The 17,466-nt window shown below is 64.5% G+C and carries 16 protein-coding genes; 8 read left to right on the forward strand and 8 right to left on the reverse strand.

The annotated features are described in order from the left end of the window. Together QA635_RS29980 and QA635_RS29985 are read left to right on the forward strand one after the other, a co-directional pair. On the forward strand, positions 1-831 hold the full coding sequence (locus QA635_RS29980) for an ABC transporter permease (protein ID WP_283063108.1): 831 nt from the start codon (positions 1-3) through the stop codon (positions 829-831). Further along, entirely contained in the window at positions 828-2,453 is a 1,626-nt protein-coding gene (locus tag QA635_RS29985; protein WP_283063109.1) for an ABC transporter ATP-binding protein, read from the forward strand. The genes QA635_RS29980 and QA635_RS29985 overlap by 4 nt, the downstream gene beginning before the upstream one ends. Positions 2,454-2,469: 16 nt before the next feature. On the opposite strand, the gene QA635_RS29990 is transcribed toward QA635_RS29985, so the two are convergent. The 3 genes from QA635_RS29990 to QA635_RS30000 all read right to left on the reverse strand — a co-directional run bounded on the left by QA635_RS29990 (position 2,470) and on the right by QA635_RS30000 (position 6,604). Then, positions 2,470-3,687, reverse strand: a complete 1,218-nt coding sequence (locus QA635_RS29990; protein WP_283063110.1) for a fructose-1,6-bisphosphatase — start codon at positions 3,685-3,687, stop codon at positions 2,470-2,472. 143 nt (positions 3,688-3,830) lie between these two features. Next, on the reverse strand, positions 3,831-5,018 hold the full coding sequence (locus QA635_RS29995) for a 6-phosphofructokinase (RefSeq protein WP_283063111.1): 1,188 nt from the start codon (positions 5,016-5,018) through the stop codon (positions 3,831-3,833). 218 nt (positions 5,019-5,236) lie between these two features. Continuing rightward, positions 5,237-6,604: an NAD(P)/FAD-dependent oxidoreductase gene (locus QA635_RS30000; protein ID WP_283071893.1), complete on the reverse strand. Its 1,368-nt coding sequence runs from the start codon at positions 6,602-6,604 to the stop codon at positions 5,237-5,239. Between the two features lie 78 nt (positions 6,605-6,682). Here QA635_RS30000 and QA635_RS30005 point away from each other — a divergent pair, with 78 nt between their 5' ends. The 4 genes from QA635_RS30005 (at position 6,683) to QA635_RS30020 (ending at position 10,812) form a co-directional block, all read left to right on the forward strand. Continuing rightward, positions 6,683-7,537 carry a VOC family protein gene (locus tag QA635_RS30005; protein ID WP_283063112.1) on the forward strand — a complete coding sequence of 285 codons (855 nt, stop codon included), beginning with the start codon at positions 6,683-6,685 and terminating at the stop codon, positions 7,535-7,537. A gap of 115 nt (positions 7,538-7,652) precedes the next feature. After that, positions 7,653-8,975 carry an ABC transporter substrate-binding protein gene (locus QA635_RS30010; protein WP_172648325.1) on the forward strand — a complete coding sequence of 441 codons (1,323 nt, stop codon included), beginning with the start codon at positions 7,653-7,655 and terminating at the stop codon, positions 8,973-8,975. Positions 8,976-9,028: 53 nt separating this feature from the next. Beyond that, a complete protein-coding gene (locus tag QA635_RS30015) occupies positions 9,029-9,991 on the forward strand; it encodes a carbohydrate ABC transporter permease (protein ID WP_425249209.1) in 963 nt (320 codons plus the stop codon). Beyond that, positions 9,988-10,812, forward strand: a complete 825-nt coding sequence (locus QA635_RS30020; RefSeq protein WP_038383999.1) for a carbohydrate ABC transporter permease — start codon at positions 9,988-9,990, stop codon at positions 10,810-10,812. The genes QA635_RS30015 and QA635_RS30020 overlap by 4 nt, the downstream gene beginning before the upstream one ends. 144 nt (positions 10,813-10,956) lie before the next feature. On the opposite strand, the gene QA635_RS30025 is transcribed toward QA635_RS30020, so the two are convergent. Together QA635_RS30025 and QA635_RS30030 are read right to left on the reverse strand one after the other, a co-directional pair. Continuing rightward, the gene (locus tag QA635_RS30025; RefSeq protein WP_283063114.1) at positions 10,957-11,568 is read right to left on the reverse strand and encodes an LOG family protein; all 612 of its coding nucleotides are present in this window, start codon (positions 11,566-11,568) and stop codon (positions 10,957-10,959) included. A gap of 104 nt (positions 11,569-11,672) precedes the next feature. Next, the gene (locus QA635_RS30030) at positions 11,673-12,350 is read right to left on the reverse strand and encodes a cysteine hydrolase family protein (RefSeq protein ID WP_283063116.1); all 678 of its coding nucleotides are present in this window, start codon (positions 12,348-12,350) and stop codon (positions 11,673-11,675) included. A 225-nt stretch (positions 12,351-12,575) separates the two neighbouring features. Between QA635_RS30030 and QA635_RS30035 the strand changes: the two genes are divergently transcribed. After that, a complete protein-coding gene (locus QA635_RS30035) occupies positions 12,576-13,589 on the forward strand; it encodes a formamidase (RefSeq protein ID WP_283063117.1) in 1,014 nt (337 codons plus the stop codon). Positions 13,590-13,603: 14 nt separating this feature from the next. Here QA635_RS30035 and QA635_RS30040 read toward each other — a convergent pair whose 3' ends face one another. Next, positions 13,604-14,674 (reverse strand): YeiH family protein, encoded by a 1,071-nt coding sequence (locus QA635_RS30040; protein ID WP_283063118.1) that lies wholly within the window; start codon positions 14,672-14,674, stop codon positions 13,604-13,606. Positions 14,675-14,760: 86 nt separating this feature from the next. Between QA635_RS30040 and QA635_RS30045 the strand changes: the two genes are divergently transcribed. Further along, positions 14,761-15,732 carry a LysR family transcriptional regulator gene (locus QA635_RS30045; protein ID WP_283063120.1) on the forward strand — a complete coding sequence of 324 codons (972 nt, stop codon included), beginning with the start codon at positions 14,761-14,763 and terminating at the stop codon, positions 15,730-15,732. On the opposite strand, the gene QA635_RS30050 is transcribed toward QA635_RS30045, so the two are convergent. Continuing rightward, a complete protein-coding gene (locus QA635_RS30050; RefSeq protein WP_051003272.1) occupies positions 15,680-15,913 on the reverse strand; it encodes a hypothetical protein in 234 nt (77 codons plus the stop codon). The two genes, QA635_RS30045 and QA635_RS30050, sit on opposite strands and share 53 nt — an antisense overlap. A 137-nt stretch (positions 15,914-16,050) precedes the next feature. Then, positions 16,051-17,289, reverse strand: coding sequence for an ATP-binding protein (locus QA635_RS30055; protein WP_283063121.1), 1,239 nt, complete (start codon positions 17,287-17,289; stop codon positions 16,051-16,053). Positions 17,290-17,466 lie beyond the last annotated feature (177 nt).

Here is a 17,466-nt window from a genome sequence, read left to right on the forward strand (position 1 = left end):
ATGGATGCCGTGAAGCGCTACTTCCGCAGCCCGGCCGCGGTGATCGGCCTGATCCTGCTGCTGCTTGTCATCGCGATGGCGATCAGCGCGGGTCTCCTCTATCCGCGCGATCCCCTTGCCCTCGCGGGCCGGCCGCTGATCTGGCCGTTCTCCAACCCGCGCTTCCTGCTCGGCACCGACAATTCCGGCCGCGACATCGCCGCCCAGATCTTCTACGGCGCGCGGATCTCGCTGCTGATCGGCGGCGTCGCCACCGTGATCGCGATCCTGATCGGCATCCTGGTCGGCGCCTTCGCCGGCTATTACGGCGGCTGGGTCGACAATGTGCTGATGCGGATCACCGAGGCGTTCCAGACGCTGCCGAACTTCGTGCTGCTGCTGGTGCTGGTCGCGGTGTTCGGCTCGACCCTGACCACGGTGACGATTGCAGTTGGCGTGGTGTCGTGGCCGGCGCCGGCGCGGCTGACCCGCGCCGAGTTCCTGTCGCTGCGCAACCGCGAATTCGTTCAGGCCGGCAAGACGCTCGGCATGAAGGATATCCAACTGATCCTCGGCGAGATCTTGCCCAACGCGCTGCCGCCCGTGATCGTCTATGCCAGCGTGGTGATGGCGGTCGCGATCCTCTTGGAAAGCGCGCTCGCCTTCCTGCGTCTGTCCGATCCCAACGTCGCCTCCTGGGGCAATCTGATCGGGCTCGGCCGCGACGTGCTCCGGGTGCAGTGGTACGTCTCGGCGATTCCCGGCATTGCGATCCTCGTCACCGTGCTCGCGGTGTCACTGGTCGGCCAGGGCCTCAACGATGCGCTCAATCCGAGGCTGAAGAGCCGATGAGCGACACAGTCCTTTCGCTCGACGCCCTGACGGTGCGCCTGCCCAAGGGCGCCGACCGCCCGCATGCGCTGTCCGACGTCTCATTGTCGATCGCCTCCAACGAGATCCTCTGCGTGGTCGGCGAGTCCGGCTCCGGCAAGTCGATGATGGCGAACGCCATCATGCGGCTGCTGCCGAACGAGGTGACGATCGAACGGGGCCGGATGATGTTCGACGGCCGCGACCTCTGCGCCGCCGAGAGCGCCGAAATGCGCGACGTGCGCGGCGCCGGGATTGCGATGATCTTCCAGGAGCCGATGACCGCGCTCAACCCGCTGCGCACCATCGGTGACCAGATCGGTGAGATGTTTGCGATCCACACCGCTCTCTCGAAGTCCGAGATCAACGCCCGGGTGCTGGCGTTGCTCGAGGACGTCCGCATCCCCGACCCCAAGGCTGCCGCAAAAGCCTACCCGCACGAGCTGTCCGGCGGCCAGCGCCAGCGCGCCATGATCGCGATGGCGCTCGCGCTCGATCCGAAGCTTTTGATCGCGGACGAGCCGACCACCGCGCTCGATGTCACGACGCAGGCGCAGATCCTGAAGCTGATCCGCGATTTGCAGCAGCGCAAGAAGACCGCGGTGCTGTTCATCACGCATGATTTCGGCGTCGTCGCCGAGATCGCCGACCGCGTCGTGGTGATGCAGCATGGCGCGATCGTCGAGCAGGGCACGGCCGATGAGGTGCTGAACGATCCGCAGCATGCCTACACGAAGCAGCTGATTGCGGCCGTGCCGCCGCTGAAGGCACCGCCGCCGCGCATCCTGTCCGGCAAGGATATCCTGACCATCGATGGCGTCTCCAAGACCTACCGCACCGGCGGCTTCCTCGGCCGCGGCGCGCGGATCACGGAGGCCGTCAAGAACGTCTCGCTGCACCTGCCGCGCGGCGCGACGCTCGGCATCGTCGGCGAATCCGGTTCGGGCAAATCGACGCTCGCGCGCTGCATCGTGCGGCTGATCGATCCCGACACCGGTTCGATCGTGCTCGACGGCAAGGACTGGGCGAAGCTCGGCCGCGACGATGTCAGGCGCCAGACCCGCCACATCCAGATGGTGTTCCAGGATCCGTTCGCCTCGCTCAATCCGCGCCGCAAGGCGGCCGAGCTGGTGGCGCAGGGACCGATCGTGCATGGCACCGACCGCGCCACCGCGATTGCGGAAGCGCGAAAGCTGTTCGAGCTGGTCGGCCTCGATCCCTCCGCCGGCGATCGCTACCCACACGAATTCTCCGGCGGCCAGCGCCAGCGCATCGGGCTCGCCCGGGCATTGGCGTTGAAGCCGGACGTGCTGGTGGCCGACGAGCCGGTCTCGGCACTCGACGTCTCGGTGCAGGCGCAGGTCTTGAAGCTGCTCGCCGGGTTGCGCCAGCAGCTTGGCCTCTCCATCATCTTCATCACCCACGATCTGCGCGTCGCCGCCCAGATCTGCGATCTCGTCGCGGTGATGAAGGACGGCGCCGTGGTCGAGCAAGGGCTGACCGCCGAGGTGTTCGGCAAGCCGCAGCATCCCTATACGCAGGCGCTGCTGTCAGCGATCCCCGGCGGCGCGTTCGCGCGCGAGCACGGCACCGCAACCGTGTAGCCGGGCACGCGCGGCCCTACTCCGCCGCCTGTGGCTTGGGCTCCTCGCGCAGCCGGAAGCGCTTCAGCAATCCGGATACCGTGTCGCGGAAGCCGCCATATTCCAGCTCTGAATAGGGCAGCATCGCAGCGCCGGACCAGCCCTGGCTGCGCATCTCGATCGCCTTGCGCTGCGCGCGCTGGCGGACCTCGTCCCAGGCAAGGTTGTCAAAGAAGTCGGTATAGGACTCCGAGAACTTCCCGTCCCGGTCGATCGAGAAGCCGACGCAGGAAACGATCGGCAGGCAGTACATCCCCGTCACCGGGGTGTTGAGCGGCACCGGCATGAGCGGCATCACATGCGAGCCGCGCGCATCGCCGCCCACGAAGTGCGCCTTGGCGAAGGGCGAGATGATTTCTTCGGGCGCCGCAAAAATGCCCTGGTTCCTGACGACCGCGACCGGATCATCCTTGCCGGTGTACTTGCCTGCGATGGAGTGAAGGCGCTGTGCCGAAACGGCGACGGCGACCTCGCCATAGGTTTTCGAGACGATGCGATCAATGCCGAAGCGCTCGTTGTCGCGAAGCAGCGCCGCAATGTGGTAGCCGTCCGCGGGCGCATCGAGTTCGATCACGCTGTCGCCGGCCGTGTTGTCCATATCGATGATATGGAAACGGAAGCCCTTGATCATCGGGGGCAGCATCAGCCCGGCGCAATACATGGGATCGGCAAAAGCCAGATAGAGCGGCAGGTTGTAGGCGCCGGGGCCGCATTTGTCTGCGGCGAACACCATGAAGGACTCCGCGGGTCTCGCGCCCGAAAGGCTGTGGTCGAAGCTGAGTTCGGCGACGGCCGGGCCCGCGCCACGAACGTTTCCGGACGGGGCGTCGACGAGAAGATCCTGGCCGGCGCCGTAGAGCCCGGAGGTCTTCGCAACCGCAGTGGCCGCGAGAAACGTCTTCCAGGCGAATTGGTGGACTTCGGAGCTCCCTTCGCCCCGCGTGTGCGTCATGATGATCGCAATATCGTCGCCGGTATGGCGCACGAAACCGTCGATCAGGAGACCGTTGTCGATCGCTTTCGCGACCTCCCCTTCGACAGCCGCCATCATGCGCGCAGATGGTTTCGTGTGGCCCCCGACGGAGCCAATGTCAGCCTTGATGACCGAAATGGTGAGTTTCATGAGCATCCCTCCGACCGCAGCGCAGCGCCTTCGCCTCGGCGCTCGCTGCGCCGGGGGCGACGGCGCGCTCATTTGCGAAAAAGAACGTCGTGTGGTGCGACAGGTTCCCTGCGCAAATTTCTTGCGGAACTATGGCCCCTCCGTCACCGCCTGTCGATACGGGCTATCGACGCATCTGGAATAGCTCGTCATGCCCGATGGGGTTACCACCCGCCCTATGAAGCGCGGTTGAGAAAGATCGGCAGGCCCCGCTTGTTGGAATAGAGAGGACGGTAGCGCTCGGTGTTGTACGCGCTTGCGACGTCCAATTTGCGTGGCCCGAGCTTGGCGTCGGGGATCGGCACGAGGTCGTAGCGGCCCTCGACCAGCGCCGACATGAGGCCGGTTTTGCCTTCCAGGATCGCATCGTAAGCCATGTTGCCGAACGTCAGCGCCACAAGCTTGTCGATGAAGTCCGGATCGCCTGACCGCAGGTCGTAGGTGAGGTCAGAGACGATGGTCTCCTCGCCGGTGCGCCGCTTGATCTCGTCGGCGAACGCTTCGGCCACGCTCGCCTTCCTGCGGTGACCGTAGGCGTCAGGCTCGCCGAATTCCTGCACCTTGTAACCCTCCCACTCGGCGCCCTCGCTGAGCACGATCAGCGCGTAGTTGCTTGGGTTGCCGTGCTTGTCATCGAGGAGAAGCTGGATCAGCTTGTCGAGATTGACCTTGTACTCCGGTATGGCGCATCGGATCGAGGTTGCGTATGCGGTATAGAGCGCCGTAAAGCCGGCATCGCGACCAAAGACGCGGAAAATGCCGATACGCTCGTGCGAGCCGACGGTGGTGCGCTGGCGCTGGATGGCATCGCTGGCACGGGTGATCGCGGTCGAGAAGCCGATGCAGTATTCGGTGTTGCGAACGTCGTTGTCCATCGTCTTCGGGATGGCAATGATCTTGACGCCTCGCCTGTTGAGCTTGTCCGCGTAGCTGAGAGTATCGTCGCCGCCGATGGCGATCAGATGTTCGATACCGAGCCCCGCGAGGTTCGCGAGCACCTCGTTGGTGAGGTCCCACGTCGTGGTTGCGACGCCACACTTGGTGCTCTGGGAAACCGGAAAGTCGCGGCCCGCGAGATGATCGGGCAACTTCTTCATTTTGGAGGGATTGGTGCGGCTCGAGTGCAGCACGGTACCGCCGCGCCGGTCGATGACGCGCGTGTTTTCGCGGTTCAGCGGGATGATGTAATGGGACTTACTCGACGGGTCGTCGAGGTTCAGGTGCGTGAGGGCCTCCCAGCCCCGGCGGAGACCGACAACCTCGATGTCGTCCTCACTGCCGCGATAGGTCACGCTCTTGATCACCGCGTTAAGGCCGGGGACGTCACCGCCTCCCGTGAGAATACCAATGCGCTTCCTCGCCATGCCCACCTCCCAGGGTTGCTATCTGGCAATAACGCCTGCGTCGCGTCGGGGTTTCCACAACGCTATCCGCCAACGGCGGAATCCTCGTGATCACGGCACCCGGCCGAACCTGCTTGGGCCCCAATCTTCCAGCGACGTCCTCTGACCAGTCCCCACCTCGGGCGGCTTGCCCCTCCATGCCCTTTATCTCGCGTGCGTGGCGCGACGTTGCTCCGCGCTTACCGCGAACGGCGCGAGGCGAGGAAGTACTCGGCCCATCGCAGCAACTCGAAGCGATCGCCCTTGACCAGTTCCTGTGCATCGCGGCGCCGGTAGAGCACCAGCATCCAGGGCGCCAGCTTGCGGAGCAATCCATGCGCCACGTACTGCACCGGCTCGGAGAACGGCAGCGCCAGCTCGCCTTCCGGGACGCCCTGGACCGCGCGTGCCAATTCGCGACCGAGCGGGATCGTCAACGCGACCGCGCGGCCATTGCAGCCGGTCCAGCCATAGGCGTTCGGTCCCAACCGGTGCATGCGCGGCAGGAAATCCGCGGTCATCCCGACATAGCCGTTCCAGACATAGCCGAACGAGACGTCGCCGATCTGCGGCCACAAACGCTGCAACCGCTCGGTCACCCGCGCCTTCAGCCGCCCGGTCTTGTCGCCCGGACCGAGCACGGCGCCGCCGGTGACGAGGCGGTTGCGGGCGTCGTAGCGCGCGAAATAGAGTTCGCCATGGGTGTCCGACATCGCCTGCCGGCCGGGAATGATGGTCTTGCGCACATTGTCCGACAGCGGCTGCGTCGCCATCTGCCACGACAGCACCGGCATCACCTCGGTCGCGATCTCAGGCACCAGCGATTTCGCGAACTCGCCGCTATAGGCATTGGTCGCGACCACCAGCGCGCGGCCGGAGATTTCACCCTTTTCCGTCTTCACCACCCAGCGATCGCCGCGGCGCTCGAAACTCGTCGCAGGCGAGCGGGCATAGATCCGCGCACCAAGACCGAGCACGGTGCGCGCAAGGCCGCGCGCCAGCGCCAGCGGATTGACGTGACCGCCGGTCCTGTTCCAGAAGCCGCCGTACCACGCATCCGAGCCGAGCATGTCGCGGGTCTGATCGCGCGACAGCAGCTCAACAGGCGCGCCGAACTTCGACCATTGCTGCACCCGCCGCTCCGCGATCTTGATGCGGCCCGCCGAATGCACCGGCTGCACCCAGCCGGCCTGCTCCTGCTCGGCCTCGATGTTGTAACGCCTGACGACGTCGAACAGCATGGCCGCACTGTCGCGCAGCATCGCGACGAAGCGCTCGCCGGCCGCGCCGTGCCTCGCGATGATGTCGTCGGGATCGGGACGCGACAGCGTCGGGATCACCTGGCCGTTGTTGCGCCCCGAGGCGCCCCAGCCCGGCTCCGCGGCCTCGACGATCGCAACATCGACATTGGCCTCGCGCAGATGCAGCGCGGTCGATAGACCCGTGAAGCCGCCGCCGATGATCACGACATCAGCCTGCTGCGCGCCGGTCAGTTCGGGACAATCGGGGCCGGAGGGCGTCACTGCTGCCCAGAGCGAATTGGGCCAGCGCACGGCATTGCTGTTCATCATGATCCTTCCTTGCGGCCGTCCGGTCATTCTGGTTAGCTTTACTCTACTCTCCTATTCCAGCCGGGAAGACAACAAGTGGCACTCAAGAACGTCATCGGAATCGATCACGCCGTAGTCATGGTGAAGGACCTCGACAAGGCGGCCGAGAACTACAAGCGGCTCGGCTTCACCGTGTCGCCGCGCGGCACCCATAGCGCGCATATGGGATCGGGCAATTACACCATCATGTTCGACCCCGATTACATGGAATTGCTCGGCGTGCTGACGCCGACCGAACACAATGCTCCGGCGCGCGCCTTCCTCGAGAAGCGCGGCGAAGGCATCGAACGCATCGCGTTCACCGCGGTGGATTCCGCTGCTGGTGCCGAGGAGATCCGCGCGCGCGGCTATGCGCCGATCGGGCCGACCGATTTCGAACGCCCGGTGACCTTGCCTGATGGCACGGTCTCCGCGGCGAAATTCCGCACCTTCCAGTGGCCGACCGCGGAGGCGCCCGGCGGCGTCCGCATCTTCGCCTGCCAGCACAAGACCCGCGAGACGGTGTGGATTCCCGAATTGATGACGCACGCCAATGGGGCAAAACGCCTCAAGCAGGTGCTGATGGTCTCGCCCGATCCCGCAGCCGATGCCGCGCATCTCTCCAGGATGATCGACGTCGCCGTCAGGAACGACGCCGACGGTGCGGTTGCGGTGCCGTCCGGCGGCGACCGCGCCGACTTCGTGTTCCTGACCAGGGATCAGCTCGGCAAGCGCTATCCTGGCGTGTCGCTGGACGGCCTGCCCGATCGCGGCGGCGCCGGCCTCGTGATCGCGGCTGATCTTGCCGCGACCGAGAAGGCGCTGGGCTCAGCCGGCGTGAAGAGCGGCAACAGCATCACCGTGCCGCCGGCTTCCGGCAACGGCACCCTGCTCGCTTTCGTCAAGGCATAGCTGCCATACCATGCGCGGCGCAGCGTTATGCAACGGCGCCGCGCATGTGGGACTAGGCACAGAAAGTTGAGACGCTAGTATCTCTCCCAAACAAGAACCGTCCAGGGAGAGAAACATGTCGCATCACCTGATCTCGCGCCGGCAGATGCTGGCCGGTACCGCCGCCGCCGGCGCGGTTGGATTGACCGGGTTTCCGGCCCGCGCCGACGTCAACTGGAAGAAATATTCCGGCACCACGCTCGAGGTGATCCTCGCCAAGGGACCGCGCGGCGACAATCTGCAAAAGTACATCAAGGAATTCACCGAGCTGACCGGCATCAAAGTCGAGTCGGAGCAGATCCCCGAGCAGCAGCAGCGCCAGAAATGCGTGATCGAGCTGTCCTCGGGCAAGCCGAGCTTCGACGTCGTGCACCTCAGCTATCACGTGCAGAAGCGGCAGTTCGAGAAGGCCGGCTGGCTCGCCGACATGTCGGGTTATCTCAAGGATCCGAGCATGACGCCGCCGGACCTTGTCGAGAGCGATTTCTCGGCGGCCGGGCTGCAATATGCGCGCAACGACAAGGGCCAGATGCTGTCGCTGCCATGGTCGGTCGACTATTTCATTCTCTACTACAACAAGGAGTTGTTCCAGAAGAAGGGCGTCGAGGTCCCGAAGACGCTCGAGGAGATGGCAATCGCGGCCGAGAAGCTGACCGATCCGAAGGAAGGCATCTACGGCTTCGTCGGCCGTGGCCTGCGCAACGCCAACATGGCGATGTGGACCAACTTCTATCTCAACTATGGCGGCGAATTCCTCGATGCCAAGGGCAACATCCTGACCGACGGCCCCGAGGCGATCGAGGCCACCAAGCTCTATCAGCGGCTGCTGACGAAATGCGCGCCTCCCGGCGTCGCCGGCTTCAACTGGATGGAGTCGATGGCGTCCTTCACGCAAGGCCGCTCGGCGATGTGGATCGACGCCGACGGCTGGGCGCCGCCGCTGGAAGATCCCGCCGCCTCGCGCGTTGTCGGCAAGGTCGGCTACACGCTGGTGCCCGCCGGTCCCAAGGGCAAGTTCTCCTCGACCTATGGCGACGGCGTCGGTATCGCGGCGGCGAGCAAGAACAAGGAAGCCGCCTATCTGCTCTGCCAATGGGTGGTCTCGCGCGGACAGGGCGCCCGCCTGCTGCAGGCCGGCGGCGGCGTGCCGTTCCGCAACTCCATCGTCGACGATGCCGAGGTCGCCAAGGGCGTGAAGACCAAGGAATGGCTGCAGTCGGTGGTTGACTCCGCCAAGATCTCGAAGCTCGGCCTGCCCGTCATCATCCCGGTCGCCGAATTCCGCGACATCGTCGGCGCCGCGCTGACCGCGACGCTGTCGGGCGCCGATCCCGCCACCGAGCTGAAGAAGGCGCACGAGCAATTCCGCCCCATCCTGGAGCGTAGCGAAAAAGCGTGAGCGTGGTGACTCAGACTGAGCCGGCGGCGGCCGGCAAAGCGTTTTCAAGCGAAGTGGGTACCGGTTCGCGTGAAGAAAACGCGTCAAAGCAGGAATCCAGAGCCGCAGGCTCTGGAGAGGCCGCCCCGGCACGTGAATGGCGTCCGCCGTCGTACTGGCCGTTCGTGATCCCGGCGCTCGTCGTGGTGCTGGCGGTGATCATCTTTCCGTGGGTGTTCACGATCTGGATGAGCCTGCAGGAATGGAAGGTCGGCTCGCCGACCGTCTTCGTCGGGCTCGCCAACTATTTGCGGCTGCCGACCGATCCGCGCTTCGTCGAGGCGGTCGGGCACACGCTGTCCTACACGGCGCTGTCGGTGGTGCTGCCGCTGGTGTTCGGCACGCTGACGGCGGTGGTGTTTCATCAGAAATTCGCCGCGCGCGGCTTCCTGCGCGGCATCTTCATCATGCCGATGATGGCGACCCCGGTGGCGATCGCGCTGGTGTGGACCATGATGTTCCACCCGCAGCTCGGCGTGCTGAATTATCTGCTGTCGCTGGTCGGGCTGCCGCCGCAGCTCTGGGTGTTCAACCCCGCGACGGTGATCCCCTCGCTGGTGCTGGTCGAGACCTGGCAATGGACGCCGCTGGTGATGCTGATCGTGCTCGGCGGCCTCGCCGCGATCCCGACCGAACCCTATGAAAGCGCGCAGATCGACGGCGCCAATTTCTGGCAGGTGTTCCGCTTCATCACGCTGCCCTTGATCATGCCGTTCCTGTTCATCGCCGGCATGATCCGCATGATCGACGCGGTGAAAAGCTTCGACATCATCTTCGCGATCACGCAAGGAGGGCCGGGCTCGGCGTCGGAGACCATCAACGTCTATCTCTACAGCGTCGCCTTCGTCTATTACGACCTCGGCTACGGCTCGGCGATCGCGGTGGTGTTCTTCCTCCTGATCGTGGCGCTGGCGGCACTGCTGCTTTACTTGCGCAAGCGCCTGCTGTGGACATCTGAACTCGGGGGCGAGGCATGAACCCGCGCCAGATTCTCGGGCGGATCGGGCTTTGGCTGTCGGTGTTCGTCATCGTCTCGCCGGCGATCCTGTTCTTCCTCTGGATGGCCTCGCTGTCGCTCAAATTCGAGATCGACAACGCCTCCTATCCGCCGGTGTTCTTTCCGGAGCATATTGCCTGGAAGAACTATGCCGACGTGTTCGCGTCCAACCGGTTCCTGACCTATTTCAGCAACAGCCTTGTGGTCACCGGCTGCGCCACGGGGCTTGCGATGCTGGTCGGCGTGCCCGCGGGCTACGGCATCGCGCGGATGGCGGCGCATAAATCGGCGATCGTGATCCTGATCGCGCGCATCACGCCGGGCCTGTCGTATCTGATCCCGCTGTTCCTGCTGTTCCAGTGGCTCGGCCTGCTCGGCACGCTGGTGCCGCAGATCATCATCCACCTCGTGGTCACGGTGCCGATCGTGATCTGGATCATGATCGGCTATTTCGAGACCACGCCGCTGGAGCTGGAGGAAGCCGCGCTGATCGACGGCGCGACGCGCTGGCAGGTGTTCCGCCATGTCGCGCTGCCGATCGCCAAGCCCGGGCTCGCGGTTGCGTTCATCCTCGCGGTGATCTTCTCCTGGAACAATTTCGTGTTCGGCATCGTGTTGGCCGGGCGCGAGACCCGCACGCTGCCGGTCGCGGTCTACAACATGATCTCGTTCGACCAGCTGAGCTGGGGCCCGCTCGCCGCCGCCGCCTTGATCGTGACGGCGCCGGTGCTGCTGCTCACCGTGATGGCGCAGCGGCAGATCGTGGCGGGACTGACGGCGGGTGCGGTGAAAGGCGGCTAGAGCGCGTACTCGTAAACCCGCCCGCCGAATGACGCCTGCGTTACCGTCAGAAGCGGACAAACGACACGCGCTCGATCATGTCGGCTGAGGCCAATAGCGGAAGCCGATGGCACCCGGCCCCATTACGTCTGAGGACACTGAAATCTACATCTTGTCGATGATCGACGAACCACCGACTTCGGACGCGCTCTCTTTAGCAGCGGCCGCGACAATCGCGGGGATTACGTCCTCGGCACGATCAACGATAATGGGTTGAAGCAGGTGGTCCCTATGAAGGAAACCTGCGCTGCGTATGTGGTCCAGCATTGCCATCATCGGCGCCCAAAAACCTTTGATGTTCACCAAGACCATCGGCTTACGGTGCTGCCCAAGCTGGGCCCAAGTCATGATTTCCACGATTTCCTCGACGGTACCGATGCCACCCGGAAGTGCCACGAAGGCATCAGAACGCTCGAACATTCTGTGTTTGCGCTCGTGCATGGTGTCTGTGATCGTCAAGTCTTCGAACATCTTGAGCGCATCAGTCGTCGTTTCCCAGTTTGTGAGAAATCTCGGAATGATCGCGCCGACCTTGCCGCCGTTATTCAGTGTGCCGCGAGCGACCGCGCCCATCACACCATGGGTTCCGCCGCCGTAGATCAGCGTCAATCCCGATGCTGCAAGAGCGTGTCCCAATCGTTCGCCTGCCTCGACGTAGGCAACGTCGTGACCGGGCGAGGAGCCGCAATAGACGCAGACTGCTTTGATCGTGCTCATGTGGAGGATAAACGCGATGCACGGCCATAGCGTCAAGCTTGTTGTGCACGCCAGAGTCCGCTTTGGGTCACAAAGGCGATATCCCTGACGCGTCCCCTCGCCCTCTAGCCAGCGAGCGCCTCCAGCACCGCGGCTGAATCGGTGACCCAACCGAAAATGCCGCCCTGCGCCTTGATCATCTTCAGGCCCATCTCGTGGAATTCCGGGAAGTAGGACGCGCAGCCGTCTGATATCACGACGCAGCGGTAGCCGCGGTCGTTGGCCTCGCGCACCGTGGTGTTGACGCAGACCTCGGTGGTGACGCCGCAGACCAGGAGATTCTCGATGCCGTATTTCTGCAGGATGTCGCCGAATTCGGTGGCGTAGAACGCGCCCTTGCCGGGCTTGTCGATCACGATCTCGCTGTCGAGCGGATAGAGCTCTGGAATGATGTCGTGCCCCGCCTCGCCGCGGATCAGGATTCGTCCCATCGGTCCGGGATCGCCGATCCGAAGCGACGGCGCGCCGCGCTCGAGCTTCGCCGGCGGCGCGTCGGAGAGATCGGGCAGATGGCCCTCGCGGGTGTGGACCACGAGCAGCCCGGCGTCGCGCACCGCCGCGAGCACCGCGGCGATCGGCTTCACCGCGCGGGCGAGCCGGCTGACGTCATTGCCGAGCGTCTCGCCGAAGCCCCCTCGCTCCATGAAATCGCGCTGCATGTCGATGATGACGAGCGCGGTCCTGCTCCAGTCGAGCGTGATCGACTCCGGCTCCGCCGCGATTGTCCCGCTTGAATTCGCCATGACCCACGCCCCGAATGCGAGAATGCCCGCATTTGATTAAGCAAACCGCGTGCCATCGCGCAATGATGCGGCGCATCGCGGCGATCCCGATCAGCATGTGACCGTACGCTGCATTTGCGCATTCTGCGATCTTGCTGGCATGATCGTTGCTAGCTGGGAGCCCGACCGAACGAAGATCATCGTTCGCGAAATGACAGCCCATTTCAAACAGGCGGGAGGACAGGCATGAATGGACTTGGCGGTCTCAACAAATCACCAAATGGCGTGGTGATCGGACTGGTGCAGCTGCAGTTGCCTGTGGTTGCGACAAGGTCCGACCTGGCACGGCAGACGGAGCGCATCGTCTGGATGGTCGGCAAGGCACGGCGCAATCTCGCCACCATGGATCTTGTCGTGTTCCCCGAATACTCGCTGCACGGCCTCTCGATGGATACCAATCCGGAGATCATGTGCCGGCTCGACGGGCCTGAAGTCGCGGCTTTCAAGCGGGCCTGCATCGAGAACAAGATCTGGGGCTGCTTCTCCATCATGGAGTTCAACCCGCACGGCAACCCCTACAATTCCGGCCTGATCATCGACGATCACGGCGATATCAAGCTGTACTACCGTAAATTCCATCCCTGGATTCCGGTCGAGCCGTGGGAGCCCGGCAACATCGGCATTCCCGTGATCGACGGACCGAAAGGCGCCAAGATCGCGCTGATCATCTGCCATGACGGCATGTTCCCGGAAATGGCGCGGGAATGCGCCTACAAGGGCGCGGAGATCATGATCCGCACCGCAGGCTACACCGCCCCGATCCGCGACAGCTGGCGCTTCACCAACCAGGCCAACGCGTTCCAGAACCTGATGGTGACGGCCAATGTCTGCATGTGCGGCTCGGACGGGTCGTTCGACTCGATGGGCGAAGGCATGATCGTCAATTTCGACGGCAGCATCATCGCGCACGGGACCACGGGACGGGCCGACGAGATCATCACCGCCGAGGTGCGGCCCGACCTCGTGCGCGAGGCGCGGATCAACTGGGGCGTCGAGAACAACATCTATCAGCTCTGGCACCGCGGCTATGTCGCGGTGAAGGGCGGTGCGATGGATTGCCCCTACACATTCATGCAGGACATGGTGTCCGGCCGCTTCCGCCTGCCCTGGGAAGATCAGGTCAAGATCACCGACGGCACGTCCTGCGGCTTTGCTGCGCCGACACGGATATTCGGTAAAACTGCGAAGGCTGCAGAGTAGCGAAACGGCGGGCGCTACTTGAAGAAATGCACGAGGCCGATGCTCAAGCCCAAGAGCAGCATCAGCGACAGCGTGACGGCCGCCGTCACGCGGCCGCCGACCGTCGAGAGCACGCGCACATCGACGCCGAGCCCGAGGGCTGCCATCGAGACGACGGTGAGGATCGCCGCCGTCTTGGTCACCGGCGCGATCGCGATATCAGGCACGAGCTGGAACGAGCGCAGCGCGGCCAGCACCAGGAAGCCGATGATGAACCAGGGCACCAGCTTGAACGGGCTGATCGAGGCGGCCTTTGAAGTGCCCTCCCTGGCGGCGCCGGCCTTGCGCCGCCGCGCCACCAGCAGCGAGAGGCCGATCACGATCGGACCCAGCATCAACACCCGCACCAGCTTGACCAGCGTGCCGATCTGGGTCGAGACGATGCCGGCCGGCACGGTCGCCGCCAGCACCTGCGGCACGGCGTAGACGGTGAGGCCGGCGAGGATGCCGTATTGCGTCGCCGTCAGCTTCAGCAGCGGGATCAGCAGCGGCAGGCCGAGCACCATCAGCACGCCGAGAATGGCGGTGAATGAGATCGACGAGGCGATGTCGTCGCCGTCGGCCTCGATCACCGGCGCCACCGCCGCGATCGCCGAGTTGCCGCAGATCGAATTGCCGCAGGCGATCAGGATCGCGAGTTTGGTCTTGAGCCCGAGCATCCGGCTGAGGCCATAGCTCACCGCCAGCATGATCACGACGGTCACCGCGATGGCGCCGATCAGCAGCCCGCCCGACGCCACGATCGCGGCAAAGCTGATGGAGGCGCCGAGCAGCATCACCGCGACCTCGAGCAGCTGCTTGGCGCTGAAGGCAATGCCCGAGCGCCAGCGCGCCGACGGCTCCCAGGCGGTGCGCACCGCCATGCCGAGCAGGATCGCGACGACGAGGGCCTCGATATAGGGATGGTCGAAAACGCGCTCCTCGGCGGCCTGGATGCCGAGCGAGATGACGGTGACCGCCCCGCAGAGCAGAATCCCCGGAATGAGCTGGAATATGCGCCTCGGCGCCCCCTGCTTCTGCCCCTGGTCTTGTTCTTGTTCCGGCACAAAATCCTCTTTTCGGAGAAGATTTTATGCGCCATGACACCCCTCTTGGCTAATATATTTTCGGACTGCCCCGATAGAGAGAAGTTATGTCCCTCAACCTGCATCTGCTCCGCCTGTTCGCGGCCGTGGCGAGAACCGGAAGTTTCTCCCGCGCCGCCGACCTCCTGCACATCAGCCAGCCGGCGATCTCCAAGGGCGTGCGGGATTTCGAGCTGCAGGTCGGCTGCCGGCTGCTCGACCGCACGCCGAAGGGGGTGCGGCCGACGCGGGAGGGCGCGGCGCTGGCGCGGCATGCAGAGACCCTGTTCGCGGCCGAACGCGCGGCCGAGGACGAATTGCAGGCGCTGCGCAACCTCGACAGCGGTTCGCTGCGGATCGGTGCCAGCACCACGATTGCGACCTACATGATCCCGGAATATCTCGGCGTGTTCCACCGCGCCTTTCCCGGCATCGATCTGCACGTCGTCAGCGCCAACACCAGCGACATCGCCGCGCTGATGCTGGGGCACGAGATCGAGATCGCGCTGGTCGAGGGGCCGGTCGAGGACGAGAATTTGATCAGCGACGCCTGGCGCACCGACGTGATGGCGCTGATCGCAGGTCCGGATCATCGCTTCGCAGCGGTCCCGGGGCCGATCGACATCCGGTCGCTGAACGACGAGATCCTGATCGTGCGGGAACCCGGCTCAGGCACGCGCGAGGTGGTCGCGCAGGCGCTGGCGGCCCACCACGTCGAGCCGCAGCGGACACTCGAGATCGGCAGCACCGAGGCGATCAAGCAGGCGGTGGCGGCCGGCGTTGGCGTCGCCATCGTGTCGATCGCGACGATCGACGATCAAGTGAAGCTCGGAAAGCTGAAGGTGATCCCGATCAAGGGCATCCACATCGAGCGCACGCTCTGGCAGCTGAAATCGCCCGGCCGGCTCGACGTGCCGGCGGCGGTCGCGTTCGAGGGGATCATTCGGGAGGCGCAAAGGGCCAGGACGGCCCCGCGCGGACCTGCGGCTAGAGCGCGGCGAACAGACCCTGCGCCCAGGCAACGGCATGCTCGAAGCTGAACACGCCCGGCTCGAAATAGACGGCCCGTGCCAGCACGATGCCGACCACCAGCACCCAGAACACGCTGGTGCCCGCGGTCTTCAGCCATTTCGACACGCCCTCGCTCGCGATCGAAGGATCGACTGCGGGGACCGGCTCGCCGAAGGGATCGAATGCGGATTGGCTCATCGTCCTAACCATCAGGAATATCCTGAGAATGTCGCGACGACGGGGGCTGAAGCAAGGGTAGTGGAATGCCTTTTGCGGCGGTTACTTGGAAGGACGTTTTCCGGCTCGAAAACCGGGGAGCATTTCCTTCTCAACGCCCCCTGTGGGCATCAACTATCGGTTCCGCGCCGCGGCGCCACCCGTGGCAGCGTGATCCGCATGCGTGTCCCCATGCCCGGCGCACTGTCGAGATTGAGCTCTCCGCCCAGCCGGTTCGTGACGATGTTATGAACGATGTGCAGACCAAGCCCGATACGGCCGATGTCGCGGCGCGTGGTGAAGAATGGATCGAAGGCTTGCCGCAGCACGTCGTGATCCATCCCGCAACCGTTGTCGGCGAACAGGATCTCGACCTGGTCCGCGCCTGAGGCGCGCAGCCGGATCGCGATGATGCCGCCCTTGCCATCCGGAAACGCATGCGCCACCGAATTGACGAACAGGTTGGTCAGCACCTGGCCGTAGGGGCCGGGATAGCTGTTCATGGCAAGACCGGGCGGGCAATCGACGTCAAGCGCCAGGTTGTTCTTCGGCAAGGCCGGACGCAGGCTCGAGAGCACCTGCTCGGTCACCGCGGCGAGATCGAACTGGCTCCGGTCGAAATAGCTGCGATCGACGGCCACCTGCTTGAACGATTGCACCAGGTCCGCCGCGCGTTTGAGGTTGCCTACCAGCAGCGACGAGGCGCTTTCGACGACCTCGATGAAATCGCTCAGGCTGGATCGCTTCAGCTTGCCACGCGCAGCCTCGGCAGCGAAGTCGGCGCATTTCTGCTCCAGCACCGAGGCGACGGTGAGACTGGTGCCGACCGGACTGTTGATCTCGTGCGCGACGCCGGCCACCAGCCGGCCCAGCGCCGCGAGCTTTTCCGCCTCGATCAGCGACGCCTGGGTCTCCTGCAGATGGTGCAAGGCCTTCTCGGCTGCATCGCGCGCGGCGCGGATCTCGCGTTCGCTGCGCTTGCGATCGGTAATCTCCTCGGCCGCAACGTTGACGCCGACGATGCTCCCGTTCGGTTCGCGCTGCGGATGCCAATGCGTGATCCAGCATCGCTCGTCATTGTGGCCGGGGCGCTGGCCGTAAACCTCCACGTCGGTGACGGGCTCTCCGGTCTCCATGATCGACTGAACGATACCTTCGACGGCCGAAGCCAGCGCGGGCACGCAATCGTGCACCGTACGCCCGAGATGACCTTCGACCGAAATGCCGCAGATCTCGGTGAGACGCTGGTTGATCTGAAGGTAACGGCAATCCGGAGAGAGGTAGGCGAGCCCGATCGGTGCAGTGTCATAGATCAGCTGCAGCGCCGGTTGTTTTGGGAACTGAACGTCCTGGACGACGGACGACCTCATGTCCACTACCCCCCGTTGCACCAAGTCTAGCGCTTCACGCCCGGCCCGCAAATAGCCCAGCTGAGCCGGAAACGGTGGTCTGATCTGTCCGGATCAGGCACGGACGGGGCCGGCAGCGGCCCCTGGACCGGTGCCTGCGGCGTGCTGACGCAACGTGGACAGCAAGCGCTCCTCAGC

This window comes from Bradyrhizobium brasilense (assembly GCF_029714345.1).
In the GTDB taxonomy this organism is placed as follows: Bacteria; Pseudomonadota; Alphaproteobacteria; order Rhizobiales; family Xanthobacteraceae; genus Bradyrhizobium; species Bradyrhizobium australafricanum.